A 26,034-nucleotide genomic window follows, 5' to 3' on the forward strand; every position below is an offset into this window, starting at 1 on the left:
GAATTTATGCAGACGGATACTCCAAAACTAATACGCATCGGCACCCGCGGCAGCAAACTGGCCCTCTGGCAGGCAAATGCCGTCGCCGATAAACTCACAGCTTCCGGTTTCGCCACCGAAATCGTGATCATCAGCACCAAAGGCGACCAGGTGCTCGACCGCTCCCTCGACAAGATAGGAGCCAAGGGGGTGTTTACCGAAGAACTGGAAGTGAGCCTGCGTACAGGGGCTACCGAAATTGCCGTACACAGCGCCAAGGATGTGCAGTCTACCATCCCCGACGACCTGGAGCTGCTGGCGTTTATGGAGCGGGAGCAAGTAATAGATGTGCTGCTGTCGTTCAACCCCGGTTTCAAACTCACCCCGGAAACAGCTGCTGTTATCGGCACTTCCTCCACCCGCCGCAAAGCGCTGCTTAAAAAGTATTACCCTAATGTAACGACCGAAGAGTGCCGCGGCAACCTGCAGACGCGCCTGCAAAAGCTGGAGAACGGGCAGTACGACGCCATCATGCTCGCCTTCGCCGGCGTTACCCGCATGGGCTACGACAACCTGATTGTGCACAGGTTTCCGGAAAACCAGTTCATACCAGCTGCCGGACAAGGAAGTGTGGCGATAGAATGCGCGAAAACCCTGGATGCGGAACTAAAGCAGCAACTGAAAGAAGCCCTCGACCACACCGATACCCACACCTGTTTGCTGGCAGAGCGTGCTTTTTTAAGAACCATGGAAGGCGGCTGCAGTATCCCGTCTTTTGCACTAGCCACCATAGCCACTGCTGGCGTGCAGATAGAAGGCGGCATCGTGAGCCTGGACGGACAAACGCTGCTGCAGGAATCCAGAACAGCACCGGCAGCCGAAGCAGCACAGCTGGGCGTGCAACTGGCGCAGTCTATCCTGGCAAAAGGCGGCGCTGAGATTTTGAAAGACATTCGCAGCAGCAGGGGAGAAGCGTAGGCTTCTCCTTTTTTTATCTCTTCAGTACCTTGTGTGTCTGCACTTTCTGCTCCTGTGTTACGCGGATAAAATACAGACCTGCCGGGTGATGACCTAAATCAAGCGTTATTTTCTCCTGCTCCCGGAACTCATGTTTCAGGAGTAACCTGCCTTGTGCATCCAGCAGAGCTACTGAAATAGTTTTACCGGTAACAGCGTGTGGGGTGATGTAAACGGTGTGCTGCGTGGGGTTGGGGTAAAGAACCGCTATATCGGTCTTTTCCCGTGGAACAGCTGTAGGCGATGTTACGGTTACATAGTCGCCGTACCGGATGGTGCGCCTGCCGGCATAGGTGTCGTTTCGCAAGGTAAGGCCCATTTCCGAGCGTAATGTGCCATCCATATTATAGAAAAGGGAATCGGTTTGCTCCAGCACCGTAAAATTTCGCTCATCTTTCAGGTAAGAATAATACGGTTGCCCCGATGCATTAAAGCCTTGCCGTTGCGTGAGCTGCGGTTTCCAGGTGCCGTCCGATAATTTAGTTTCTTCGGTATAAACGCTTGTCTGGTCCGGTTGGGTGAAATGATGGTACCTGGTAATTTCTGTCCAGGCGTTGTTGCTCCAGACGTACCTTGTATAAGCTACGTCCGCATGTTCGGAGGCGCTGCCATAAACGAAGTTGGCGTAGCGGCTGGATGGGTTCCAGTTGCCGCCCGATGCCAGGTACTCCACCCGCTCTGTTACACGCCCGTCCGTGAAAGTGTTTACTGTTTTCTTTGTGTCGGACCAGCCGGTTGTTCTGTAAACCTGGTAAATTTCTTCATGAAACTGGCCGTTGGTGAGGCCTGTGCGGATGTGCTTTTCGCCCATGGAAGGTTCCCAGGCATTGTTTCGCCACACGTGGAAAAGCCATTCGGTTACTTCTCCGTTGCTGTCTTTCCGGGTGGTGGTGAGGGTGAAATTGGTCCAGGGGCCTGTCGAGAAGTTGCTGGTTTGTTCTATGACAGAGTCCGGGGCGCTGCCATTGCTGTATTTGTAATGGTACTTTTTGGTTTCAATCCATTTGTCTTCGCGCCAGGCCGAATAGGTTGCCTGCTCCAGTCTGTTGTCGGTGCCGAATTGCCGGAGCATACGCTCAAACGGTAAAAAGCTTTTTGTAGCCGTCTGGTAAATGTACAGGATATAGGAAATCTCGTTGCCGGAAGCGTCGTACTCGTAGCGGGCGCTGTCGGTGGAGCCATAGAAGTTGGTGGTTGTCTGGTCGGAGGTCCATTCTTCCCTGAATTTATAGCCCGGCTTTTGAACAGGAGCAGCAGAGGCTGTGGTGGCAGGTGCAGAAAAGAAAAACGGGCCAACAGGCGACTTTGGCGTTAAAACAGGACTGCTTTGCGCAAGCGCAGCAGCACTACAAGCCAGTAAGAACAGGCTCAGCAGCAACAGTCGGTTCATACAAAAGAGGTAAGCAGAAATCTGGAAATGAACTATCGGGTAATCTGGTCTGCAAAGATACGGGAAAGACAGGTGCTTTCCGCGTAAAAAATTTGTTTAAACTTGGATAAAAGCCAAAAAAGCGGAAACTTAGCCTATTATTGCCGCAACGTAACATACACTGACTCTATGAAATTAACGTATCTGCTGCTCTTGTTCCTGCTGGCTGGCAGCGCCTGCTCCGTACTTTCACCTAATAAAAGCAGTGGAAAGGACGAACTTATTACCATCTCCACACCACAGGGCGACATAAAAATGGTGTTGTTCGACGATACGCCGCAACACAAAGAGAACTTCCTGAAGCTGGCCCGCGAAGGCTTTTACAACGGCACCACTTTTCACCGTGTCATTCCCGGCTTTATGATCCAGGGCGGCGATCCGAACACCAAAGACAACGACCCCAACAACGACGGCACCGGCAATCCGGGCTACACCGTTCCTGCCGAAATCAAACCAAACCACACGCATGTGCATGGTGCCGTGGCAGCTGCCCGCATGGGTGATCAGGTAAACCCGTCGCGCGCCTCCAGCGGATCGCAGTTTTACATTGTCGAGAACATGAACGGCACACCGCAGCTGGACGGCGCCTACACCGTATTCGGGCAGGTAGTGGAAGGGCTGGATGTGGTAAGCAAAATTGCTGGTCAGTCTACTGGTGCCCGTAACCGTCCGCGTACCGATATTCCCATGACGGTGAAAGTGGAGACGATGAAAAAGAAAAAGATTGCTGATAAATACAACTATACCTACCCAGGCGAATCATGAAAAAAAAGATACTGATAACGGGCTCCAACGGACTGCTGGGCCAGAAGCTGGCAGAGCTGCTGCTGCCCCGCACCGACATAGAACTGCTGGCCACCAGCCGCGGCGAAAACAAACTCAAAGACCTTTATTCCAACCTGCCTTTTGCCGCCATGGACGTAACCGACCCGGAGCAGGTAGAGCAGGTGGTAAGCCAGCACAAACCCACCCACATCATCCACACCGCCGCCATGACCAACGTGGACCAGTGCGAGTCGGACCGGGAGATGGCGCTCAAGCTGAACCGCGATGCCGTGCAATACCTCGTGGATGCCTGCGAAAAACACAACGTACACCTGGTGCATCTTTCCACCGACTTTATTTTTGACGGTGAGGCAGGTCCCTATAAAGAAGATGCAGCGGCAAACCCGATCAGTTTTTATGGCGAAACCAAGCTGATGGCCGAGGAGATTGTGAAGAAAGCCAACTGCAAATGGGCTATCCTACGCACAGTATTGGTGTATGGGGTGGTGCATGAGTACGGCAGAACGAACATCGTGCTGTGGGTGCGCGACAGCCTGCGGTCCGGCAAACAAATTAAAGTAGTAACCGACCAGTTCCGGACTCCGACGCTGGCCGAGGACCTGGCCATGGGCTGCTGGCTGGCTGTTCAACACGACGCAGAAGGCATCTACAACATCTCCGGAAAAGAAATGCTGACGCCCTACGACATGGCCCTGATGGTGGCAGATTATTTTGATTTAGACAAGTCGCTGATAGAGAAGGCGGATGCTTCTACTTTCTCACAACCGGCAAAGCGTCCGCCGCGCACCGGTTTCGATATTACCAAAGCCGAGACCGAACTCGGGTACAAACCGCACTCTTTCCAGGAAGGTATAGGTATGGTGGCCGCACAAGCCGATAAATTAGCAAGGTAGCAGGTGGTTCGTTAGAAATTTTATATTAAAAATAGCGAATTTTTGATGAACCAGTCAAATGCATTGCTTAACTTGAAAGCTTAAAGTTTTGTGGCTCCTATGGCTGCAGATTGATTAAACACCTTCTTTCCTTTCTATGAGTGCTAACAAAGAATCGTGGGGTTCACGTGTGGGTCTTATTCTGGCCATGGCTGGTAATGCAGTTGGTCTCGGTAACTTTCTCCGCTTCCCGGTGCAGGCTGTGCAGAATGGCGGCGGAGCCTTTATCATCCCCTACCTGATCTGCTTCCTGGTAATGGGAATTCCGTTGCTCTGGATCGAGTGGTCGATGGGGCGCTTCGGCGGTAAGTACGGCCACCACTCCACCCCCTTCATCGTCGATACCATGGGCAAAAGCCGCCTCTGGAAATACATCGGCGTGTTTGGAATCTGGACCAACATTGCGGTAGCCTCTTACTACTGCTACCTCGAATCCTGGACGCTTTCTTATGTTTTCCATTCCGTAGTAGGTACGTTCAGCGACCTGGACCAGGAGGGGGTGTCGAACTTTTTTAACACCTATGTAAGCCTGGGGAAATCGACGTTCGGTATACCCTACGAGCCCATCGTTTTCTTTGTAGGCTGCCTGTTGCTCAATACCTGGATTCTTTCCAAAGGACTGGCTTCGGGCGTGGAACGTGTGGCGAAAATAGGCATGCCTTTGCTGATCTTTTTTGGTATTTTCCTGGCTTTTAAAGGCGTAACGATAGAAGCAGGCGAAAACGGCGCCTCTTTCGACAGTGCTGTCGGCCTGAACTTTCTCTGGACACCGAACTTTGAGGAACTGTGGTCGCCGACGGTGTGGCTGGCGGCTGCCGGTCAGATCTTTTTCACCTTATCGGTGGGGATGGGTACGGTGCAGTGCTATGCCTCCTATGTCCGCTCCAGGGACGATATTGCCCTCAACGCCATGTCGGCAGGCTGGATGAACGAGTTTGTGGAAGTAGTGCTGGGTGGCGCCATCCTGATCCCGATTTCCATTGGTTACCTGGGCGTGGACCGGGTGACGGAACTGGTGCAAAGCGGTGGCCTGGGGCTTGGTTTCCGGACGCTGCCGTACCTGTTTTACCAGTGGGGCGATTTCCTGGGGGCTTTGGCTGGTTTCATGTGGTTTGGCCTGCTGTTTTTTGCCGGTATTACGTCTTCGCTGGCCATGGGCACACCCTGGATCGGTTTTCTGCAGGATGAGTTTGGCTGGCGGCGCAAATCGGCTGCCTGGTCGTTCGGGGTGATCGTGCTCGTGCTTGGTATGCCGACGGTGCTGTTCTTTAAGTACGGCGTGTTTGATGAATACGATTACTGGGCAGGTACTGTGTCGCTGGTGGTGTTTGCGCTGTGTGAGTCTATCCTTTTTGCCTGGGTGTTTGGGATGGGCAATGGCTGGCGCGAAATTACCTCGGGCGCCGATATCAATGTGCCGGGTTTTTACAGGTTCATCATCAAGTTTATCACGCCGCTGCTGCTGATCTGGGTATTCCTGGGGTCGCTGTTTACGCCTCTGAACAACGACTGGGGGAAAGCGTTTGCCGGAAACTGGGTGCTGGACAATGGCTCCATCATTAAAAAGATCATGAACAGCGGCTTAAAGGAACAGTTAGCAGCCGCCACGGACCCTGCCCAGATAGAAATGCTGCAGGATACGATGTTCTTCGTAAACGCTTCGCGCATCCTGTTGCTGGGCGTGTGGCTTACGCTGGCGCTGCTGGTATACATTGCGTATAAAAAAAGAGTTAGAGAAGGTAGAATTTAGGAAACTATGAACACAGCTGCGCTTGTTGTCATGCTTACCACGCTCATGCTGGTAACAGGACTCATGTTATACTTTTTCTGGAGGGTAATCAGTGCACCCCCCAAGCCGGAACCTGACTCTTTCCTTAACAATGACGAGGAGGACGGGCGGAGGAACCGGAAACCACAGTGATGTAAATGAAAAAAATAAGGCTTTGGATTCGTCGGTACTTTGGCTTCTCGCAAACCGAGGTAAACGGATTTATAGCCCTGATAGGGGTGATGGTGCTGCTGGCGGTAGCACCATTGCTGTTTGATACCTTCTACAAACCGGCAATTCAAACCGACCAGGCCCGCGACCAACAGCTGCTCGACAGCCTGGTGGCGCAGCTGGAGGCCAGGCAGCCGGTAAAAAGCAAACAACCGCAATTTAAAGCGCCTTCGGTGCCGCTCCGTCCCTTCGACCCGAACACCCTGACGGCGGAGCAATGGCAGCAACTTGGTCTGCCGAAGTACCTGGCACAGCGCATCATCAACTACCGCAGCAAAGCCGGCGACTTTACCTACAAAGCACAGCTCGCCAGAATCTACGGACTGCCCGATTCTGTTTACCAGCAGCTGTCACCCTACCTGCTGCTGCCTGAGGAGCGGCCCTCCAGGTACGGAAAACGTTCTGCTGCAGCAGCCACCACACCCTCTCCACATCAATACGAAAGCAGGCGCTTTGCCAAAGAGAAGTTTGTGCTGGCACCCTTCAACATCAACACCGCTGACACCACGCAACTTAAGCAGATCAGGGGCATTGGCAGTAAACTGTCGGCCCGGATTGTGAAGTACCGCGATGGCTTGGGCGGCTTCAATAACATGGCACAGCTGCGGGAGGTGTATGGGCTGCAGCCGGAGGTGGTGGACAGTCTGCAGAAGTACAGTTATGTGCAGAAGGCCTATGTGCCGCAGCAAATCAACCTGAATACAGCTACTGTGGATGTGTTGCGTGCTCATCCCTATATTTCTAATAATGTGGCCCGGGTAATTGTAGCCTACCGCGAGCAGCACGGCCCCTACCAGCGCGTAGAGGATGTGCAGCAGGTGAAACTGGTAACGCCGGAGCTGTACGAGAAACTGAAGCCGTACCTGGCGCTGTAGGTTGGTTATTAGTTATTGGGGAGGTCAGGATGTTGAATTATTTTTCCGGAAAGCGGAAGCAGAAGGTGGTGCCAACGCCGGGGGTAGAATCTACAGTCAGTTTTATCTGATGATATTGGGCCACCGTCTGTACAATTGCCAGGCCCAGGCCGTGGCTTTCTTTGTCGGGGCTGTGCAGCCGTTTAAAACGGTTAAAGATATTTGATAATTGTTCTTTGGGTATGCCCACGCCTGTGTCTGTCACACATAACTGGTATCTGTTATCCAGTAAATTTCCTTTTATTGTGATGCTGCCACCGGGCTTATTGTATTTGATGGCATTGTTTACCACATTAAACAACATGGTGAACAGCAAAGCCTGGTTTCCTTTCGGGAGCGTCCAGTGCGCTTCGGTTTCAAGGTGCATGGTAATCTCTCTGGCTTCGGCCCGGTCCTGTATCTCTTCAGCAACTTCTTCGGCCAGGATCTTAATATCGACCGCTTCGTCTTTCAGGTACTGCTCGTTTTCTACTTTGGATATAAGTAAAAGCGCCTGCACTATGTGCTTCAGGCGGTGAAGGGTTTTCTGGTTGTCTACCAGCTTTTCCAGCATGTTCTCCGGCGTTTCCGGGTCGGAAAGCAGGTTTTCCTGCCGGGTCTGCAGGATGGCAATAGGCGTTTGCAGCTCATGCGATACATTGCTGATAAACTCTTTCTCTTTTACGAAGGCCGCCTGTATCTGCTCCATCATGTTGTTGATGGTGTTGTTGAGGTAAATAAAATCGTCGGTGGTGGAGCGGATGGTGTTTGGCTTAAACGTGCCGGGATGCCCGATGCGCTGCAGACGCCGGACAATCAGCTCAAGCGGGCGGAACAAAATTTTACTGAAGGCCAGGTCTGCGAATACGGTAATCAGGACCACCGCAAGCAGGAAATAAATGATGTACTCCTGCAGCGTCCGGATGTTTTCGCGGATGGTGGCAAGGCTGCGGCCAATCTCCATCAGGTACATCTGTTCATCCACTTCAAAGGTAAGGCTCAGCACACGGTATTCTACCACCTCGTTTTCCACTTTCCGGAAGCTGTTCGTGATGGTGTAGACAGGCTCCCGCGGGGCAATCTGCTCAATGGAGATAAATTCCTCTTTCAGTAGATTATAGCTGCCGAAAGATCCTGCTTCTTCACCGGCTACAAAGCTTTCGATGCCCCGTCTCTCTATCATGCGAATAACCTCATCCTGGTGGTTGAGCAGTCGCTGGTCTGTGTTGTGCAGCGCCACCCGTTGCACGAGGGGCGGGAGCAGCACCACAAACAAAAGCAGAATGATAATCTTGGAAGCCGCACTAAAGAGCGTGATCTTGGTCCGGAGCCGCATGTTATGCCGTTAGTCTGTAGCCTACACCACGAACCGTTTCCAGCCAGTCGCCGGGCAGGTAACCCGAAAGCTTTTTGCGCAGGTTCTTGATGTGTACATCGATGTAGTTTGAATCGTAATCGTCTTCCAGGATGTTGCCCCAGATGTGCTCCGTCAGTTGCAGCCGCGTCAGGATGCGGTTTTTGTGCAGCAACAGGTACTGGAGCAGATCAAATTCTTTTTTTGTGAGGGAAATCTCCTGCCCCTTATGGCTTACGCGCCGGGCACTGGTGTCTATTTCCAGCTCATGAAACGGCATCACCGACGATTTAACGTTATACTTGCGGCGGATGATAGCCTGCATGCGGGCCTGCAGTTCCAGCAGCGAAAAAGGCTTGGGCAGGTAATCGTCTGCACCCATGCCCAAACCATTTACGCGGTCTTCTACAGCGCCACGTGCCGTCAGGATGATAACAGCCGGTTCATGGTCCAGTTCTTTCGTTTCCCGGAGCAGGTCCAGGCCGTCGTAGTCGGGCAGGCCCAGGTCGAGCAGGATAAAATCGTAGCGGTTTACAGCTATCTTCTCAGAAGCCTCGCGTCCGGTAACGGCCCAGTCGCAGGTGTAATGCTCCTTTTTCAGAAAGTGAGTCAGTTCGTTTGCCAGGCTCACTTCGTCTTCAACAATCAGAACATGCATAATCCTACAGTTTAATGACGTTAGAACAATACAAATTTAAAAGGTATAACTTCCTTTAACAGAAAAAATTGACTGTGCTTTAGATTCGTCGCCTTCCAGCAGGTTTACAGGAATGGAATAACGCCAGGAAGGTTCTACTTCCAGGCTGCCAAAGCTGATGACTACCGGTACTTTAAAATCGTAATTCAGGATACGGAATTTGTGTTCGGTTACTGTGGTGGTAGTTGTGGTAGTTGTAGTGGTAGAGCCGCTGTTGTTACTACCGCCGTTACCATTCCCATTTCCCGGATTAAGCGGGTTTAATATGTCGCCCACCAGGCCGCCACCGGTACCAGGCGAGCCGGAGTTGTTATTATTTTTGGTTTGCTGCACCTGCGTATAGGTTTGCGAAAATTCCTGCGTGCCTGCTGTAATACCGATTTTGGGATCGAGGCCAATCTGCCGCTTCCCTTTCCACAGCGGATTAAGCGGGAGGTAGCGGGAGTTCTCGAGCACCACAAACAGGTCGTTGCTGCCGCCGAATACGTAGCTAGTGGTTAAAGCGGTATAAAGAATATTCCAGTCTACGGCAGAGTAAATGCTTGCCGCATTAGAGGTTACTGCCTTTAACAGGGGCGATTGTTCGCTGAAGAAAAAGCGGGAATAAATAATATTGTTTGTGACACGCTTGCCAACTTTAAACGCATACCCCACCGAAACGTCTGTTTCGTCTACCACAGCCTTTGTATTAAAAAGTTTGTAGGTGGTAGCCGATGCCCATAAACCACTGTTATGCACATAGGTCAGGCTGGTAGCGGCATAGGGGAATTTGGTAGCGGTGTTGCGTCCGTAAAAAGAGGAGTTGCTGGCTGTTTCCAGCTCAACTGTCCACCATCCTTTTTTTACGATTGTATCAGAAGCGGCTGTAGCTTCAGGCTTATCAGCGCTGAAGGCTATGTTGGATGATGCTCCGGACCAGGAAGGAAATGCCAGCAGCATCCACCCCAGTACCATACATAAGCTGATTGGCTGTTTCATTTGTTAATTGATAAGTGAAGGAATAGCAGCCGCTGCAAAAAGCAGCGGCTGCTGTATGTTAGGTAGCCGGCTATAATTAGCGGCCGATTTTGATAGAGGTACCTGCTTTTACGCCGGCATCTACTTTTACAGGCTTAGCAGCACCTCCGCCTATGTTTACAACTCTGGAAGGGCGTGCAGCACCTGGACGACCTGCACCCTGCGGACGACCGGCAGGAACTACACGGGCAGCTCCGGCAGCTCTGCCGGCAGTTTCAGTAGCGGCGCCGGCATCTACTTTTACCGGTTTTTCTTTGGCTTTAGTCTTGGCTACTTCTTTTACAGTTTCTGCTTTAACTTCGGTGTTGTGTGTTGCTTCTGTTGTAGCTTCACCTGCAGCTTCTTTGGTTCTCTTTGCTTCTTTTTTCGTTCCTTTCTGCTTGCCATTTTCTTGTTCCTGAGCAGGTCTTTCTGCTGAACCCTTGGCAGATGCCTCTGCCTCTGACTGGCCGTTTACAGAAGCAACTTCGCTGATAACCTGGCCTTTGCTTGACGTAGTGGCAGAAGCATCGAACGAATGAGCGGCTTCAGCTACTAAGCGGCCATGCGTGTCGCGCTTTTCTTTTTGCTGCTCATTTACAGCTCCTGCCGTTTCTTTGGCAGCCCTGCCAGCTCTTTCTTTTACATGGGTAGTGGCCTCCGTAGTGGCATTTACTGTAGTTTCGGTAGCTACTTCGGTTGTTGTAGCAGCCGATTCTCTGGCAGCTTCGCCTTTAGCCGTGGCCGTTGCTTTTACAGAACCTGAAGTCGTATGCGCTGCTTCGGCTACCGTCTGGCCATGGTTCTCTGCTTTTGTTTTGGCTTCCTTAGACTTTTCTTTCACTCTTTTAGCTTTCGATTTAGCCTTGTTACCTGCTTCTGCAACATCTTCAGTTGCTACAGTAGCCGTGGTGCCGGCCTGAACATCTCCGTTAGCTGCTACTCCGTTTTTGTCAGCAGAAACATGCTGGTTTGCGTTAGACGCTGAATTTAATGTAGCCGTGTTAGACTGGGCAAAAGCAGTGCTGGTACTGATAAGGGCGGCAATTACAAAAGTTATCTTTTTCATTTTCTTCGTTGTTTTAGTTTAGATTATGTGCCAAAACTATAATGTCAACATGAAGAGAACATGAAGAATCGCTTTTCTGAAAAATTTTTTTAATTTTTTTTCGCAAGCCCTTAGCAACCTCACTTTATCCCGCCAAACGCTGCGAAGCATAAATTCTTGTGCAGCACCTCCACCTTCCGGAAGCCCGCCTGCCGCATCAGGCCGAGCTGGAAGTTAACCGAACGGGGCGAATCCTCTTTCTCGATGTAGTCGAGCACATGCTGCCGGTAAGCGGCTCCGCCAATGCCTTCCAGGTACTCGCCGTAGCGGCTCCAGATGAAGCTGTTTATTTCCTCCGAATCCTGGGCTACCAAATCCGATATCCAGAAGCTGCCGCCGGGCCTGAGCATCCGGTAAATCTTGTTGAACATCCGCTCCCAATCGGCATCGTCGCGGAGGTGGTGGAGCGTGGCGCCGGCTAAAATAACATCGAACTGCTCGTCCGGAAGCTCCAGTTCACGCATATCGGCTTGTATAGCTGTAACAGTGCCTGTGGTGGCAGCTGCAGTCCGTTCTTTGGCCTTATCGAGCATGGGCTGGCTCAGGTCCACCAGCGTGCAGTGGAGGTTGGGGATTTTCTGCAGCATTTTGAGGGTGTAGTTACCGGCGCCGCAGCCAAGGTCGAGCAGGGTAGTGGCAGCAGGATTAACGGCTTTGGCTGCTTCGGTGATGAGCTCCAGCGAGAGCGGCGCATCGATGGTGGACTGCTGCCCGGTGTCGAGGTTGGCGAATCGTGCTACATCGTTGTCGAAACGGGCTCTGATGTCGGCTACGCTTGATTTTGTCCTGAAATCTGGCTTCATAGTTCTTTTAATAAAAAGCTGAAGCACAATTTTACAGCATTACCTGGTAGCAGTAAATTTAAAAACGGAAGGATTTACAAAGGCTAAAGAGGGAAAAAACAGCGCCGGATTCGGCTTTTGTCAGAGGGGGTGTTGTTGTATTTACTTGATCATCATGTTGTTAATTGATTTACGTGCCTTCACTGCTGCTGAATTAAGACCCCGGCTTTTTCCAATGCCTGTTGTTCGTTTTTAAATGTAAGCATCTGCTTTGCCTGCGCCAGTGGTACCCAGCGGGCTTCGTTTACTTCCCGGTCGTGGTTGCTTACCTGGCCGGAGCGGTACTCGAGCAGGTAAAAGTGCACGAATTTGTGGTACCGGACACGTTGCGCTCCTTTGCTGCCCACATACCAATACTCAATTGTTGCTATCCGGTCTTTTAAAACTGTATCGATGCCGGTTTCTTCCCGGACTTCGCGGACTGCTGTTGCCTCGGGTGTTTCGTCTGCTTCTACAATACCCTTCGGAAGCTGCCACCGCGCCTGTGTCCCTACGGAAATCAGGGCGACTTCCAGGCCCGAAGCACCTGTGCGGTAAGCCACACCACCAGCTGATACCTGCTCCAGGACCGGAAGTTTTGGCTTGCCTGGTGTTGCGCCCGCGTCGGTATCTGCCATAGGATGAAGGTAAAATATGAAAGCCTGTTCAGTTGTTTGCCGCACCACGGTTGTTCCTGTTACGAAAGGATAGGAATAAATGATGTAACAGGACAGGTACGGCAGCAGTGGCTGTGGTGGCAGGAGCAGAAGGTTTTTTTGCTTAATTTCCGTTGAAATCAAGGAGCTGCAGGTATTGCCTGCGTGTTTGTTGACAGGCTGCCTCTTTTTCCGCTTCGAAACAATCCTGAAAATTCACTGGCTGATGGTGTAAGAATGGATTCCATTGGCTGATGTTTTGTAGGTTGTTTTTGCATACTTCCCGTTATAACTTAATTTGGCAATAAAATGAGGATACTTCGATTTATCAATTATATTGTTATTGTGGTAGCATTCTGCCTTGTCCTGTTTCTGTCAGCTTCATTTTATCTAGGAACCCAAGAAAGTCTTGAAATTCTGAAAGAAGAGATGCTGCTGAATTTTATTGGAAGGTTTGCTGGATTTAGTATTTTAAGCTTAGTAATGGCTTTTGGTATCTGGTTATTCAACTGGCTTCTGAGAAAAGTGGGAATGGTTTCGGTTGACAAGGCATATCCTCTAAAAATTGCTAAAACTGCTTTTTTAGTTTTAACTACTGGGGCACTGATAGGAACAGCAGTATTTTTCTTCAACTAAAAAAGAACATCAACAGCAGCATTAAGTAAGAAAGCAGTAAGTGAAAAACATCCTGAAAAACTACCGCCGACGGCTCCTCAACCTGAGTTCCAGCAACAGGTCGCTGGTGCTGCTGCGCCTCTCCAGGGAGCAGCACCTGGATGTGCAGGAACTCGATTTCCTGCAGGATAAGCCTGCCTTTAATATCGTGCAGCAGGTAATCAGCGGGAAGAAAAAGATTGTCCTCAGCCCCTATGCCGACAGCCGCTACGCTCCCGTTACGCCCGTGAGCCGCAGGCTGCGCAACATCAGGCGCAAAGCCGACATGATTTTCGAGGAACGTGGCAGCAAGGAGCTTTTCCTGGGCTGGCCGTTTGTGCATGGCATGTTCCCGGACGGAACGGTGGTACGTTGTCCGCTGCTGTTTTTCCCGGTGCGGCTGCAGGTGAACGGGGCGCAGGAGTGGGAACTGCTGCCCGACGAGTCGCAGCCGCCGCAGTTTAACCAGAGCTTCCTGCTGGCTTACGCGCACTACCTGGGCACACCACTCGCCGAACCCTTAACCGAACTCGACCTCCAGACGCTCCCCCCGGACCCGCTGGCTTTCCGGACGGCCATTTACGAACTGCTGAAAGAGCACCAGCTGAAGGTGCATGCCGGGGCCGAATTCTTTGCCGACAAGCTCCATCCCTTCCGCGACTATAAAAAAGCCGATTTTGAAGAGAACCTGAAACCGGGGCAGCTGCACCTGGAGCAGGAGGCGGTGCTGGGGATATTCCCGCAGGCAGCTTCGTTTCTGCTCTCCGATTACGACGAGCTGCTGGAGCGTGAAGACCTGCAGGAGATGGAGCAATTGTTCCCGTTTACTGATGGCTTCGCCAACACCCTTGCCCAGAACACCTTCACGTTTCTGCCGATGGATGCCTCGCAGGAGGCGGCGCTGCAAACTGTAAAGCAGGGGAAATCGCTGGTGGTGCAGGGGCCGCCGGGAACAGGCAAATCGCAGCTCATCTGCAACCTAGTTTCGGACTTTACGGCGCGGGGCAAGCGGGTGCTGGTGGTGAGCCAGAAGCGGGCGGCCCTTGATGTGGTGCACCAGCGGCTCAGTTCCAGAGGCATGGGCAGCTTTGCAGCCCTTGTGCACGACATCAACGCCGACAGGCGCAGCATCTATAACCAGCTGGCGCAGCAAATAGAGCAGGTAGAAGAATACAAAAAGCAGAACCTCGCCCTTAACAGCATCTACACCGACCGCGTGTTCCTGGAAGTAAGCCGCGGCATCAACCAGGCAACGCAGCGGCTGGAGGCGTTTAAGCAGGCGCTGTTCGATACGGGCACAAGTGGCTGGTCTGCCAAAGATCTTTACCTCAGGAGCAACCCAAGGCAGCCTTCGCTGTCGCTGGGCAATGCCTACAAACATTTTACGGCAGCTACGGTACCGGCTTTTCTTCCCCGTTTGCGGCAGTATTTTCAGCATGCGCTGGTGTTTGAGCAGGAAAGTTTTGTGCTCAAAAACCGCTACCCGATGCAGGGCTGGCACCTGGCGCAAAAGCAGGAATTAGAACAGCTTATCCGGCAGCTACCGGGGCAGTACAAACAGCTGCAGGAAAAACTGGAGCAGCTGACAGGTTTTGCTTTTTCACTGGCGCAATTGCCGGCACTCCTGGCTGCTTTGCCTGTTATAGCAGAATTGCAGCACCTGCTGCGCGAAGAGGAAGTAGATGAAGTGCTGCAAACGCTCCTGGAAAAGCAGGCAAAGCCTGTGGAGCTGAAGAAGCAGGTTGGCGAACTGAAGGATTTGTACCTGGTTTGTCCTGCTCCGGATGCCACCATACCCACTGCTCAGGTTCCTGCGGTAGCAGCAGCGATCAAGGAATATGATGCGCAGCAGGGGAACCTCTTGAAAAGCATCGGCTGGACTTTTTCGCCGGAAAAGAAGGTGCTGAAACAGGCGCTGGCAAAGTATAACTGGGAGCTGAACGAGGCGCAGGTGGGCAAACTGCAGCACCGCCTCGACCTGCACCGGCAGGCCCTGCAGCTCATGGAGCAGTTAAACCCGGTGCTGCCTTTCAACCTGAAAATTGAAGAACACCCCACGCCCATGCTGCGCAAGCTGGAGCTGGTAGAACAGGCGCTGGCAGCGCAGAAACTACTGAAGCAGCTGCACAAACAGCAGGTGCTGCACGAAAAATACTACCCGGAAATCAACCTGAAAGAGCACCTGCACAAGCTGTCGCAGGCCATCTCCACCACCCACCATACCCACAGCAGCTGGCTAAAGGCCCTGCCGGAGGAACAGCTGCAGCTGCTGATTGCTGATGCTACACACGGCGCCAAACTGGAGCAGGCCCTGAAGCAGCACTTCGAACATTTGGTGGCCTACGATACGCTGCAGGCATCGTTCCTGGAGGTGGAGCGGCAGGTAGTGACACTGCTGGTAGCGCAAAGGCTGCCAACGCCGGAAACAGGGGAGCAGCTGTTCCTGAACAGCCTCTACCTGGCCTGGCTGCAGGACATCGAGCAGCAGCACCCCGAGCTGCGCATGCCTTCCAACGGCGAGCTGGAGCGGGAAGAAGAAGAACTGCAGCGCCTGTTGCAGGAAAAAGAAAAGCTGAGCCAGGAGATGGTGCTCTCCAAGCTGCGGGAGCAAACCTACCGGAACATCGCGTACAACCGCCTGGGCAACGCTGTGACCTACCGGAGGCTGCTGGCGCAGGTAAGCAAGAAACGAAGCCTGTACCCCATCCGGAAGCTGTTTGCTCTTTTTGCATATGAGATGTTGGACCTGGTGCCCTGCTGGCTGGCGTCGCCCGAGACCGTGTCGGCGGTGATGCCGCTGCAGGAATGTTTTGATTTAGTTATTTTTGATGAAGCCTCACAGTGTTTTGCCGAAACCGGTATCCCGTCTATTGTGCGGGGGCGGCAGGTGGTGGTGGCCGGCGATGCGCAGCAGCTTCAGCCATCGGACCTCTACCGCACCCGCTGGAACTCCGGCGAGGAAGAAACCGAAGAACTCTCCGCCGAATCGCTTTTGCAGCTCTGCACATTGCACCTGCCCCAGACTATGCTCACGCAGCACTACCGCAGCCGCTACCCCGAGCTCATCGAATTTTCGAACCTGCACTTCTATGGGCACAAACTGGAGCAGGTCCCGCACTTTGCCGATGCCACGGCAGGTACACCGGCCATCTCGTTTGTGCACGTGCCGAATGGGGTCTGGCAGGATAACACCAATTTGCCCGAAGCTGAGGAGGTTGTCAAGCTGGTGCTGAAGCAATTGGCAGCAGGAGAGGAGCAGGTAGGTGTGATTACCTTTAACTATAACCAGCAGATGCTCGTGCAGGACCTCCTCGAAGACACCCTGCGGCAGCAGGGGCGAGAGGTGCCGCCAACGGTGCTGGTGAAAAACATCGAGAACATCCAGGGCGATGAAAAAGAGGTCATCCTCCTCTCGGTAGGCTATGCACCTGACGAAAACGGAAAGCTCAAAATGCTCTTCGGCAGCCTGAATGCCGCCGGTGGCGAAAACCGCCTGAATGTGGCGGTAACACGGGCCAAGCAGCAGATATTTGTCGTCAGCAGCATATTACCCGAACAACTGCAGGTTACGGAAACGCAGCATCCGGGCCCGAAGCTGCTGAAGGCCTACCTGGCCTATGCGCAGCAGGTAAGCCAGGGACTGTTTACGCCCAAACCACGCCACGCACAGGCGCCCGTCCACACCACGCTGCTGAAAGAAAAGCTGCAGCAGGAAACGCTGCCTGCCGGTATCACGCTCAAACCGGAACTGCCCTTCGCCGACTTAACTGTTTTGCAGCAGGGGCGCTACCAGGGGGTGGTGCTGACCGACGATGACCTGTACTACAGCCAACTCTCGGTGCGGCAGTCGCATGCCGATGTGCCGCAGCTCCTGCAACAGCGCCAGTGGCCTTACCGGCGGGTGTACAGCAGGCAGTATTGGGCAGCGCCGGAGGAGGTGCTGCAGCGCCTGGTGCAGGTGCAGCAGGAGGAAAAAAAGCGATGATAAAAATCATTAACAAAAGTGATATTTTGTTAGTTTTATTCAACCGGAAAGCTGCCACCTTTACGCAGGTTTTCCTGTTGGTTGTTGCAGTATAGTTTTGAGAAAGAAGAGCTTAGTTGTCGGAAAGCTCGGGTTAGACAACGATACAGGAGATAACCTGGTCTTTCTGCAACCGGACGTAATTGTTCTGTTGCCGGAAGGCATTTAGCGTCTTTTTCAAAGTTTTATATCTATAAGATGAACTGTATCAAACCAACACTCGCCCTTGTTATTTTCTCCCTGCTTTCCTCCTTACAGCTTTTCGGGCAACATGTAGCAGACAATCATAAAAAAAATGAAGTGCACGAGGAGAAGCATTTCAGGTGTAGCCTGACTATGGACCATACCTATATCGGTACAGAAACAGCCAGGGGGATAAGCTATCATGCTGTACCGGCTGTTGGCTTTGACGCGGAGTACTGGTTTACCGGAAAATGGGGGCTGGGACTACATAACGACATGGAGCTGGTTACCTACGTAATACACAAAGGCGAGGAACTACTGCATGAGCGAAACACCCCTTTGCTGGTTACCATGGATGGCTTATGGAAACCGTACAAACATTTCGTTTTTCTGATTGGTCCCGGGGTAGAACTGGAAGAAGAGGAAACGCTGTTTGTGGTGCGCGGAGGGTTGGAATATGAGATAGAGCTGAGCTCACACTGGGATATTGCCCCAACTGTTTTTTACGACACCCGCCTGCATGCCTTCGATACCTTCTCGATCGGAATTGGGATAGGGAAGCGGTTTTAAGTAGGTTCACTTCGTGTGCTGAGGCTGTGGTGACTGGAGCAGCAGAATAAATTAGCTTATTTAAGGCAGGAAGCTATCGAAAGGCTGGTGTTGCAATAGGTTCCCGGGTATTTTTGTCGGAATTCCGAACCTCTGCTTAACACTTAAGGTAAGTACAGCACATGCAGCCTCTGATACTAAAATTATTTGCCGTGTACGTGTACCTGCAGGCGCTTTTCTGCGGCTGCCTCCCCGACAGGCGTAACAGCGGTTTTGTAAGACTGCGGCAGGAGTACAAGGTAAAGGTGCAGCGTATTGGCCGCCTCGACAGCCGCATTACCGAAAGCTCCGGCCTGGCCCGCGCCTCCGACTCCACCTTCTGGACACATGCCGACGGCGGACCACTGAACGAACTGTACCTGGTGAACCTTACTGGTGAATTGCTGCAGACAGTGCCCCTGCAGGTGCCGAATAACGACTGGGAAGACCTGGCGCAGGAGGGGCCGGATACCCTGTACATCGGTGACTTTGGCAACAACACCAACACCAGGCGCAATCTGCAGGTATTTAAAGTTAATCCCGGAACAAGGGCCGTGCTTGATACCATCCGTTTCAGCTTTGGCGACCAGGCGGCATTTCCGCCTCCACGCAAGGAGCGCCACTTCGACCTGGAAGCTTTTTTCCACTACAACGACACACTTCATCTTTTCACAAAGAGCCGTGCCCTTAAGCCCGTTACCAGGCTTTATAAATTGCCCGCATCCGGTGGGAACTACAAACTTCAGCCAGAAGAAGAACTTCGGCTGCAGTCGGCTGTAACGGCGGCTGATGTTTCGGGGGCGCACGATAAATTTGCGCTGTTGGGCTACGGCAGGCTTTACCTGTTTCAGTTGGAGCCGGAGCAGGCATCGGTAACTTTCAGGGACAGGCGCTTTTGTCTGCCGCTGGGGCGGACGGGGCAGGCGGAGGCCGTGTTATTCCTGTCGCCGGAGCAGCTGCTTATCAGCAACGAGAAAGGGAACCTTTATCTGGTCACAATTCACGAAAAAAAATAAGTGTTGTAATTCAGTTAGTTAGCGGCAGGTTTGTGACTGCCCTGTTACGCCCGTTGCGGGAGGCAGGCTTTTTAGAAAATGGTATATACTATTTTCTATACTCAATGTGCAGTTTCTCCGTAGTTATGGAAATTAAGAGCCAACTAACTGAACAAACATGAGAGAAACAATATTGGTAACGGGAGCCACAGGTACCGTTGGGAGAGAGATTGTAGCCCTGCTCTCCATGCTGGATGTGAAAGTACGTGCCGGGGTCCATTCCATCATTAAAGGGGAAAACCTGAAACGGCTGCCAGATGTGGATATTGTAGAAATGGAGTTTGCGGCACCGGGTTCGCTTACGGCGGCTTTTACCCATGTCGATCGGGTTATGCTAATTACTCCTTTTACCGAGAACCAGGTGGCATTATCCAACATGTTGGTGGATGAAGCTGTGAAAGCAGGTGTAAAGCATATTGTAAAATTATCGATAGCAGGCGCTGAACAGGAGACAGGCGTTCAGGTGTTGCAGTGGCACCGTGAGGCGGAAGCATACATAGAAGCAAGCGGAATTCCGTACACTTTTTTGAGGCCTGCTTATTTTATGCAGAATTACTACAAATATTTCGGCGATACCATCAAAAAGGAAAATGCCTTTTATTTGCCCACCGGCAACGCACAGGTAGCTCTTGTAGATTCCAGAGATGTTGCCACTACTGCCGTTGCTGTATTAACCGGTACAGGTCATGAAGGGAAAGCCTATGAACTGACTGGACCAGAAGCTATTTCGAATGAACAGGTTGCTGCCCTACTGAGCCAGGTAACAGGGCGGGAGATAAACTATGTGGAGGTGCCGGCAGAAAAAGCACGAGAGGCAATGGTGGCCAGGCACATGCCTGAAAAACTGGCAGATGCGATGGTAGAACTTTACAGTGCCTACAAGGCCGGTTTTGGCACCCGGGTAACCAACACTGTTGCTGAAGTTTCAGGACGGGAGCCCTACACTTTCCAGCTCTTTGCCGAAGACTACAAGGATTGTTTTTCTGAGTCCGAAACAAAATAATAAAGGCCGGCTTCAGGCTTAAATTTTCGGTGGTTTGCCTGCAAACAGTAGGAGCAAAGGCTATGGTGGCAGGGGCTGCAGAAAAAAATTACCTGGTTTCCGGGTTAAGCAGCTGCCACCATAGCCTTTGCTGCTGTTAAAACCAGCCACAAAAAAAACAGCCGCCTTCTGTTCGGAAAGCGGCTGTTTTTTTGTGGCTTTTACGCCTTAGCTTAGTCTCGGTCTAGATCCCGGTAGCGGTTGCTGCGCCTGCTCTGATGCTCCTGGTCCTCATCGTAATAGTTAGAGGAACCGCTGCGCTGCGAACTACCCTGGTTTCTATTGTCTCCACGGAAATTCTCGCGGGAAGTAGAGCCCTTGTTGTCGCTGTAATAGGAGGTGTGGCTATCCATAGAACCATAACGGCTCTGGTCGCCGCTGCGTCCGCCCTGGCTATAGCCGCCTTCGCGGTAGTCGCTCTGGCCGTAGTTGCCCTGGCTAGAACCATAGCCGCCACCGCTCATGCCGCGGCTGCTTTCGCCCCAGCTACCGCGCTGTTCTCTGCCATAGCCCGATGGAGAACCATAGCCAGACTGTCCGTAGCTGCTGCCGCGGTCGCCCCTGGATGAACGGTACTCATCGTTGTAAGAGCCGCCCCTGGAGCCGTAGCCGCCCTGGCTGCCATAACCACCCTGCATGTCGCGTTGCGAGCTGTAGCCTCTGCTGGAGCCATAATCGTCGCGGTCGTACTCCCGCATGTTTCTGAAGTCGGAATTGTTGCGGCCGTAACCATAGTCTCTGTTCTGGCCATAGTCGGAACGGCCATAGCTGGAGCCGCCACCAGAGGTGCTGCCGCCTTCGCCGTAGGAAGTGCCGCGGCTGTAATCGCCGGTTGCACCGGAACTGAAGTCTCTGTAGGAGCTTTGTCTGCCACGCGAAGAACTCATATCATCCCAGTCGCCGCGGGAACCATAATTGCTCTGGCTTCCCCAGTCGTCGCTGCGGTCGTGGTCGCCTCTGCGTGAGCCATAGGTGTCGCGGTCCTGCATTCTGCTGCTGTAGTCGCGGCCTGCATAGCCACCGCCGCTGATGCCGCGGTTGCCAAAGCCTTGTCCGCTTCGGCCGCTGTCGTAGCTGCCATAGCCGCCCTGTGCCGAGTTACCTTCCATCCCGAAAGCGCCTGAGGCACCACCATAGATGTTACCACCCTGCATGTCGCCTTCCCGGTCCTGGTAGCCGCCCTGCATACCGCCTCTGGAAGCCCCGAAATCCTGGTCTTGGTTTCTGACACGGTTGCCTTCCATGCCTCCCTGGTTGCCGTAGTTGTAGCCGCCGCTGGAGCCCATGTTACCTTGCATGCCGTAGTCGCTTCCCTGCGAGCCATAGCGTGCGCTTCTGTTCCAGTCCTGCTCCTGCGAAGAAGAGCCATAGCCGCCGCTCTGGTTGCTGAAGCCGGTATTGTCGCCGTAGCCGCGTTGCATGCCGCCACCCTGCGAGGAGGAGCCATAATCGCCCTGGTAGCCATAGCCACTCTGGCCGCCATAGTTGCCATGTTGCGAGCCGTAGCCGTAGCCACCCTGGCTGCCATAGCCCCCTCTGTTGCCCTGTTGCGAGCCCCAGTCCTGGTTTCTGTCCTGTTGGGAACCCCAGTCCTGCTGTGCATTCCAACTGCCCTGGCCTCTCTGGAAATCTTTTTGCTGGCTGCTGCTGCCTTGTGCATATTGATCTGACGTGGCACCAGTGCTGCTCATAGCGCTGCTTCCTGCCTTCTGTGTGGTAGCGCTGCTTTTACTTTTTTTACCGGTTGAAGCAGAGGTGCCGGCAGTTGCTGTTGAAGCTTTGCCGCTCTTGCTGTCGGTTGTTTTGGCTTCTTTGCTGCTGGTGCTGGATTTTGCTTTTGTACCTGTTGTTTTAGAGTCAGATGCAGAAGCTTTACTGCTTTTGGCAGAACCGGAAGCTGACATCTGGCCTGTTGATGTGCCTGCTGTACCGGAAGCAGTAGGAGTGTTTGTGCGTGATGTATCCGTTGATGATGCTTTACTCTGATCGTTGAAGCCGCTTGAAGATGAGGACGGCTGGTTCATGTTCTGATCTTTTTCGTTGTCTTTCATAGTATTGTTCTCCTGAGTTTTAGTTAATATAGTTTTGATTTATTGTTTTATTGTAGATGTTTTAAAGCATATCAATGGATTGATTTTCTGTTTTCAAGAAAGTTCAGGTGCAAGTCAATTTTGTTACAGACCGTTTAAACTATACGAGCACTTTAAGAGAGAGTTATTGATATAGCGCGATATATCAACGTTGCGACCTAACAAAAGTTTGTTATTGCGGGAGGCGGAAAGGCATAAACAGAAACAGAAATATGCAGGTAAAATGAGAAGGGGAGGAATAGTTGTAAATGCTTGTTTTTTTGGTATTTGTGTTTGTTTTCTTAAGCAGTAACAACTGCTGTGCGCCTGTTTTCGGTTATTAATTTTTTTGACGATAGTAAGAATTTAAAACTAATTACTATCTTTGCTTCTCTTATTTAATTATTCATTATCATGAAAACAGGTAAAGTTAAATTCTACAATGTGTCTAAAGGCTTTGGATTCATCATCGCTGACGATACAAACCAGGACATCTTTGTACATCAGACAGGTCTGATCCACGAAATCCGTGAGAACGATCTGGTGTCTTTCGACGTGAAGGAAGGCAAAAAAGGATTGAATGCAATTAACGTAGAGAAAATCTAATTTCTCAGGTTAACGATATATAGTGCCCTTTGGGGCAATCATTCATCTGATTTAACCCGCTCTTTTTGGAAGAGCGGGTTTTTTTGGTTTAAACCTGACCGCTCTGTCTTTTCTTATGGTTTAGCTCATCCCCTTTTTCCAGGCCCTCCTGTATCAGCTCGTTTGCTTCTTTTTTATCGTCCTGGTCAGCAACGGGTTTTTCCTGCTCCTCTTTCTCCTGTGGTTCATAATTTAACGTGATCAGGATAGGGAAGTGGTCTGAACCAAATTCCGGCAACTTCTTCAGGTCAACCAACCGGAAATCGTGATCATAAAAAACATGATCGAGCGGGTACCGGAAAAAAGGAATAAATGCATTATAGGTGTTGAAAAAGCCGCGGCCCACCCGCGGGTCCAGCAAACCGCTTATTTGTTTAAAAAGCTTTGTGGTGTGCGACCAGGCCACATCATTCAGGTCGCCGGCTACGATGGAGGGACGTTGTGTTTCCTTCACCATTTTTGCTACTAGCAATAATTCTGCTTCTCTTGTTTCCGTGTTCTGCATCAGGCGTGGTGGCTGTGGGTGCACGGTGTACAGGTCGAATTTGGTTTGGTAAGGAAGCTCTACTTCGGTATAAAAGGACGGAATGCCATCTTCTACCAGGAACCGAACTTCGCTGTTCGAAAGTTTGAACTTGCTGTACAGGATCATACCATACGTATTTTCGAGCGGCTTCTTGATTGCAAACGGAAAACGCTTATCCAGTTCGGGCTTCAGGCTCTGGTGCCATGCTTCGTTAGGCTCATTTATAATAAGTATATCCGGGTTGTTTTTCAGGACGAGTTGCAGAAACTTGTTGTGTTTTTTATTGGTCATCCGCACATTCGCGATCATGATGCTGAAGCATTTGGATGGTGGGGTTTCCTCCGTAGAAAGGGCCTCTTTAGAAGCAAGTGGCGTGAAAGAATAGATGTATCTTACTTCATTAAAAATGGCGATAAGCCAGACAATAAGTAAAATTGTTTCCTGTGTGCCTCCTTGTCTGTAGAAGCCAATATAAGCCAGAAAAGTAGCTGTCAGGAAAAGCGCAACGTGCGCTCTTGGAAAATCGAAGACCCTCACCCACCACAATGGGGTTCTGAGTAATGCCAGAAATGAAACTAGAGTCAGTACAGACCCTAAAATGAGCAGGGTAAGTTTCATGTAGATTTACAAGGTACTAGTTTAAAGAATCGGTAAACGGAAACCTGTTTTTAAATGTATTTTATATCAGGGTTCTTTATGTACGTGCACAGACCAGCATAGTCTATCCTGATGCAATAGAAAATATAAAAAAAATAGTCCTCCTGCCAGTCTCTAAAAGACATGACAGGAGGACTATATTAAGAGGGTTGTTCTGATCCTATTTCTCTTCCTGTTTTGCTACCCGTACCCCCACGGCCATGATATTTGTTAAAGGGTCGCGGCGCATATATTGGGTAAGCTTGAGTTTATAAGTACCCACTTTTTTGAACCGGACATTTTTGAGCGCCAAAGCCTGTATATCATAAATATTGCTGGAGCCTTTGCCTAATGGCTTGCCGGTTTTTGCATCCATTAAGGTAAGTTCGTGCAAAGCCGCTGAGAGTTCCTTTTCATCCGGTCCCAGCAGTTGGTGCCGCAGGTACAGGTTGTAGAACTCATAAGACAGCTGGTAGCGCACATTCAGGTAAATATTATATGTCTGTGTTGTGTCCTGAATCTGAAACGCAAATACAGGGGTGTTCTCCACATACCAATTGTTATCAGGCAGGTTAATATTTTCCTCAAATACACGTGCTTTATCGCAGCCGGCTGTTATTAGCGCCAACGCAAGGATAAGCCAGGCAACAGTTTTATGCATCGGTTGGCGTTTTGGGTTGATCCGGCCTTCTGCCTTTATTAAAAGGTTTTCGTGGCTTCTGCTTTTTAGGTTGTTGCTGGTTTGCATCTGTAGTTCCCTGCTTCGTTTCCGGAGCCGACTGCCTGGGAGCCCCTTCTTTATGCTTGGGCCTGTTTGGTCTTTGCTTACGGGGTGCCTGTTCAGTCGCAGGCTTCGCCTTGGCATCTGCTGTAGCAGGTTGTGCTGCAGCAGCGGTATTGTCTGGTTTGTTTTTTCTTTTCTTCTTCTTCTTTTTGCTTTTGAACTTTTCGTCGAGACGCTCCAGGTTGCCTTCGACCTGCGCCACGAATTCGTTTTGCTTTGGTTCTGGTGGTGCTTCTTCCAGCAGCGCTTCCACTACAATACCTTTCGCATTCTGGTCCAGTATCTCGCGCACGCGCTCTACCGGCACCGGGTACCAGTTGTTGTCGCCTTTAAAGCCAAACCACATCATCTTTTTAAAGATATCGGTTTTCTGTAGCAGGGCATCGCCTGTTTTAGTTTGTAAGGCACGGGTAACGGTAGGAATATCCTTTAAGGCTTCCATGTACGTTTCCAGTTCGTAGTTGAGGCAGCACTTTAAGCGGCCACACTGCCCCGACAGTTTGCTGGGGTTGAGCGACAGGTTCTGGTAACGGGCAGCAGTTGTAGAAACGCTCTTAAAATCGGTAAGCCAGGTAGAACAGCAAAGTTCCCGGCCACAGGAGCCGATACCGCCCAGGCGACCAGCTTCGTGGCGCAGACTGATCTGGCGCATTTCTATGCGTACTTTAAACTCTTCTGCCAGCTTTTTAATCAGGTCCCTGAAGTCGACACGGTCGTCGGCAGAGTAGTAGAAAGTGGCTTTAGACCTGTCGGCCTGGTACTCTACATCCGAGAGTTTCATTTTCAGCCCGAGGGTTTGTATTATTTCCCGGGCTCTGTACATGGTAGTACCTTCCAGGTCACGCACCTCGTTAAATTTTTCCATGTCGCGCTCGCTGGCTACACGGTAAACAGGGCGGATTTCCTCGTTATTGTCTACCTTCTTTTTCAGCATCTGGAGGCGCACAAGCTCTCCCTTCAGCGATACATGCCCGATATGGTGCCCGTTAGGCACATCTACCACCACCGGGTCACCGGTAATCAGCTCAATTTTGCCTGTATTACGGAAGAAATCTTTTCGTCCGCCTTTAAACCGGACCTCCACAATATCGAATTCCTCGAATGCGGTTGGCAGGTCCATATCGCTAAGCCAGTCAAATACATTTAATCGGTTACAGCCTC

23 protein-coding genes are annotated in these 26,034 nt (G+C 51.4%); 11 read left to right on the plus strand and 12 right to left on the minus strand.

Going from position 1 to position 26,034, the window contains the following annotated elements; genetic code table 11:
• The first annotated feature begins 6 nt into the window (after nucleotides 1-6).
• Entirely contained in the window at nucleotides 7-957 is a 951-nt protein-coding gene (hemC, locus tag DCW36_RS19135; protein ID WP_114778362.1) for a hydroxymethylbilane synthase, read from the plus strand.
• Between the two features lie 13 nt (nucleotides 958-970).
• On the opposite strand, the gene DCW36_RS19140 is transcribed toward hemC, so the two are convergent.
• Nucleotides 971-2,386 carry a T9SS type A sorting domain-containing protein gene (locus tag DCW36_RS19140; protein ID WP_114778363.1) on the minus strand — a complete coding sequence of 472 codons (1,416 nt, stop codon included), beginning with the start codon at nucleotides 2,384-2,386 and terminating at the stop codon, nucleotides 971-973.
• 168 nt (nucleotides 2,387-2,554) lie between these two features.
• Here DCW36_RS19140 and DCW36_RS19145 point away from each other — a divergent pair, with 168 nt between their 5' ends.
• The 4 genes from DCW36_RS19145 to DCW36_RS19160 all read left to right on the plus strand — a co-directional run bounded on the left by DCW36_RS19145 (nucleotide 2,555) and on the right by DCW36_RS19160 (nucleotide 7,017).
• The gene (locus DCW36_RS19145) at nucleotides 2,555-3,190 is read left to right on the plus strand and encodes a peptidylprolyl isomerase (RefSeq protein ID WP_114778364.1); all 636 of its coding nucleotides are present in this window, start codon (nucleotides 2,555-2,557) and stop codon (nucleotides 3,188-3,190) included.
• A complete protein-coding gene (locus tag DCW36_RS19150; RefSeq protein WP_114778365.1) occupies nucleotides 3,187-4,104 on the plus strand; it encodes an SDR family oxidoreductase in 918 nt (305 codons plus the stop codon). The genes DCW36_RS19145 and DCW36_RS19150 overlap by 4 nt, the downstream gene beginning before the upstream one ends.
• Nucleotides 4,105-4,240: 136 nt before the next feature.
• A complete protein-coding gene (locus DCW36_RS19155; RefSeq protein WP_114778366.1) occupies nucleotides 4,241-5,893 on the plus strand; it encodes a sodium-dependent transporter in 1,653 nt (550 codons plus the stop codon).
• 176 nt (nucleotides 5,894-6,069) lie between these two features.
• Nucleotides 6,070-7,017: a ComEA family DNA-binding protein gene (locus tag DCW36_RS19160; RefSeq protein WP_114778367.1), complete on the plus strand. Its 948-nt coding sequence runs from the start codon at nucleotides 6,070-6,072 to the stop codon at nucleotides 7,015-7,017.
• A 37-nt stretch (nucleotides 7,018-7,054) separates the two neighbouring features.
• Here the strand turns inward: DCW36_RS19160 and DCW36_RS19165 are convergent, their stop codons facing one another.
• From DCW36_RS19165 to DCW36_RS19190, 6 genes are all read right to left on the minus strand, one after another.
• Nucleotides 7,055-8,371, minus strand: a complete 1,317-nt coding sequence (locus DCW36_RS19165; RefSeq protein WP_114778368.1) for a sensor histidine kinase — start codon at nucleotides 8,369-8,371, stop codon at nucleotides 7,055-7,057.
• Nucleotide 8,372: 1 nt separating this feature from the next.
• Nucleotides 8,373-9,047, minus strand: coding sequence for a response regulator transcription factor (locus tag DCW36_RS19170; protein ID WP_114778369.1), 675 nt, complete (start codon nucleotides 9,045-9,047; stop codon nucleotides 8,373-8,375).
• Between the two features lie 36 nt (nucleotides 9,048-9,083).
• On the minus strand, nucleotides 9,084-10,064 hold the full coding sequence (locus DCW36_RS19175) for a hypothetical protein (RefSeq protein WP_125185150.1): 981 nt from the start codon (nucleotides 10,062-10,064) through the stop codon (nucleotides 9,084-9,086).
• A 76-nt stretch (nucleotides 10,065-10,140) separates the two neighbouring features.
• Nucleotides 10,141-11,151: a hypothetical protein gene (locus tag DCW36_RS19180; RefSeq protein WP_125185151.1), complete on the minus strand. Its 1,011-nt coding sequence runs from the start codon at nucleotides 11,149-11,151 to the stop codon at nucleotides 10,141-10,143.
• A gap of 119 nt (nucleotides 11,152-11,270) precedes the next feature.
• Complete coding sequence (locus tag DCW36_RS19185) at nucleotides 11,271-11,993, minus strand: class I SAM-dependent methyltransferase (protein ID WP_114778372.1); 723 nt, start codon at nucleotides 11,991-11,993, stop codon at nucleotides 11,271-11,273.
• Between the two features lie 179 nt (nucleotides 11,994-12,172).
• Nucleotides 12,173-12,649 carry an NUDIX hydrolase gene (locus tag DCW36_RS19190; protein WP_114778373.1) on the minus strand — a complete coding sequence of 159 codons (477 nt, stop codon included), beginning with the start codon at nucleotides 12,647-12,649 and terminating at the stop codon, nucleotides 12,173-12,175.
• 327 nt (nucleotides 12,650-12,976) lie between these two features.
• On the opposite strand from DCW36_RS19190, the gene DCW36_RS19195 reads away from it, so the two are divergent.
• The 5 genes from DCW36_RS19195 (at nucleotide 12,977) to DCW36_RS19215 (ending at nucleotide 20,174) form a co-directional block, all read left to right on the plus strand.
• The gene (locus DCW36_RS19195) at nucleotides 12,977-13,303 is read left to right on the plus strand and encodes a hypothetical protein (RefSeq protein WP_114778374.1); all 327 of its coding nucleotides are present in this window, start codon (nucleotides 12,977-12,979) and stop codon (nucleotides 13,301-13,303) included.
• A 40-nt stretch (nucleotides 13,304-13,343) separates the two neighbouring features.
• Entirely contained in the window at nucleotides 13,344-17,306 is a 3,963-nt protein-coding gene (locus tag DCW36_RS19200; protein WP_114778375.1) for an AAA domain-containing protein, read from the plus strand.
• A 237-nt stretch (nucleotides 17,307-17,543) separates the two neighbouring features.
• Entirely contained in the window at nucleotides 17,544-18,098 is a 555-nt protein-coding gene (locus tag DCW36_RS19205) for a hypothetical protein (protein WP_114778376.1), read from the plus strand.
• A 161-nt stretch (nucleotides 18,099-18,259) separates the two neighbouring features.
• Nucleotides 18,260-19,132 carry a hypothetical protein gene (locus DCW36_RS19210; protein WP_240676246.1) on the plus strand — a complete coding sequence of 291 codons (873 nt, stop codon included), beginning with the start codon at nucleotides 18,260-18,262 and terminating at the stop codon, nucleotides 19,130-19,132.
• A gap of 157 nt (nucleotides 19,133-19,289) precedes the next feature.
• Entirely contained in the window at nucleotides 19,290-20,174 is an 885-nt protein-coding gene (locus tag DCW36_RS19215; RefSeq protein WP_114778377.1) for an SDR family oxidoreductase, read from the plus strand.
• Here the strand turns inward: DCW36_RS19215 and DCW36_RS23055 are convergent.
• Nucleotides 20,138-20,263 carry a hypothetical protein gene (locus DCW36_RS23055; protein WP_394344823.1) on the minus strand — a complete coding sequence of 42 codons (126 nt, stop codon included), beginning with the start codon at nucleotides 20,261-20,263 and terminating at the stop codon, nucleotides 20,138-20,140. The genes DCW36_RS19215 and DCW36_RS23055 overlap by 37 nt on opposite strands.
• A 123-nt stretch (nucleotides 20,264-20,386) precedes the next feature.
• On the minus strand, nucleotides 20,387-22,264 hold the full coding sequence (locus DCW36_RS19220; protein ID WP_128396995.1) for a hypothetical protein: 1,878 nt from the start codon (nucleotides 22,262-22,264) through the stop codon (nucleotides 20,387-20,389).
• 432 nt (nucleotides 22,265-22,696) lie between these two features.
• Between DCW36_RS19220 and DCW36_RS19225 the strand changes: the two genes are divergently transcribed.
• Nucleotides 22,697-22,888, plus strand: a complete 192-nt coding sequence (locus DCW36_RS19225) for a cold-shock protein (RefSeq protein ID WP_114778379.1) — start codon at nucleotides 22,697-22,699, stop codon at nucleotides 22,886-22,888.
• A gap of 88 nt (nucleotides 22,889-22,976) precedes the next feature.
• On the opposite strand, the gene DCW36_RS19230 is transcribed toward DCW36_RS19225, so the two are convergent.
• The 3 genes from DCW36_RS19230 to ricT form a co-directional block, all read right to left on the minus strand.
• Entirely contained in the window at nucleotides 22,977-24,071 is a 1,095-nt protein-coding gene (locus DCW36_RS19230; protein WP_114778380.1) for an endonuclease/exonuclease/phosphatase family protein, read from the minus strand.
• A gap of 199 nt (nucleotides 24,072-24,270) precedes the next feature.
• On the minus strand, nucleotides 24,271-24,750 hold the full coding sequence (locus DCW36_RS19235) for a gliding motility lipoprotein GldH (RefSeq protein ID WP_114778381.1): 480 nt from the start codon (nucleotides 24,748-24,750) through the stop codon (nucleotides 24,271-24,273).
• A complete protein-coding gene (gene ricT / locus DCW36_RS19240) occupies nucleotides 24,743-25,993 on the minus strand; it encodes a regulatory iron-sulfur-containing complex subunit RicT (protein WP_114778382.1) in 1,251 nt (416 codons plus the stop codon). The genes DCW36_RS19235 and ricT overlap by 8 nt, the downstream gene beginning before the upstream one ends.
• Nucleotides 25,994-26,034 lie beyond the last annotated feature (41 nt).

The sequence above is a fragment of the Botryobacter ruber genome (assembly GCF_003347595.2).
Taxonomy (GTDB): domain Bacteria; phylum Bacteroidota; class Bacteroidia; order Cytophagales; family Hymenobacteraceae; genus Pontibacter; species Pontibacter ruber_A.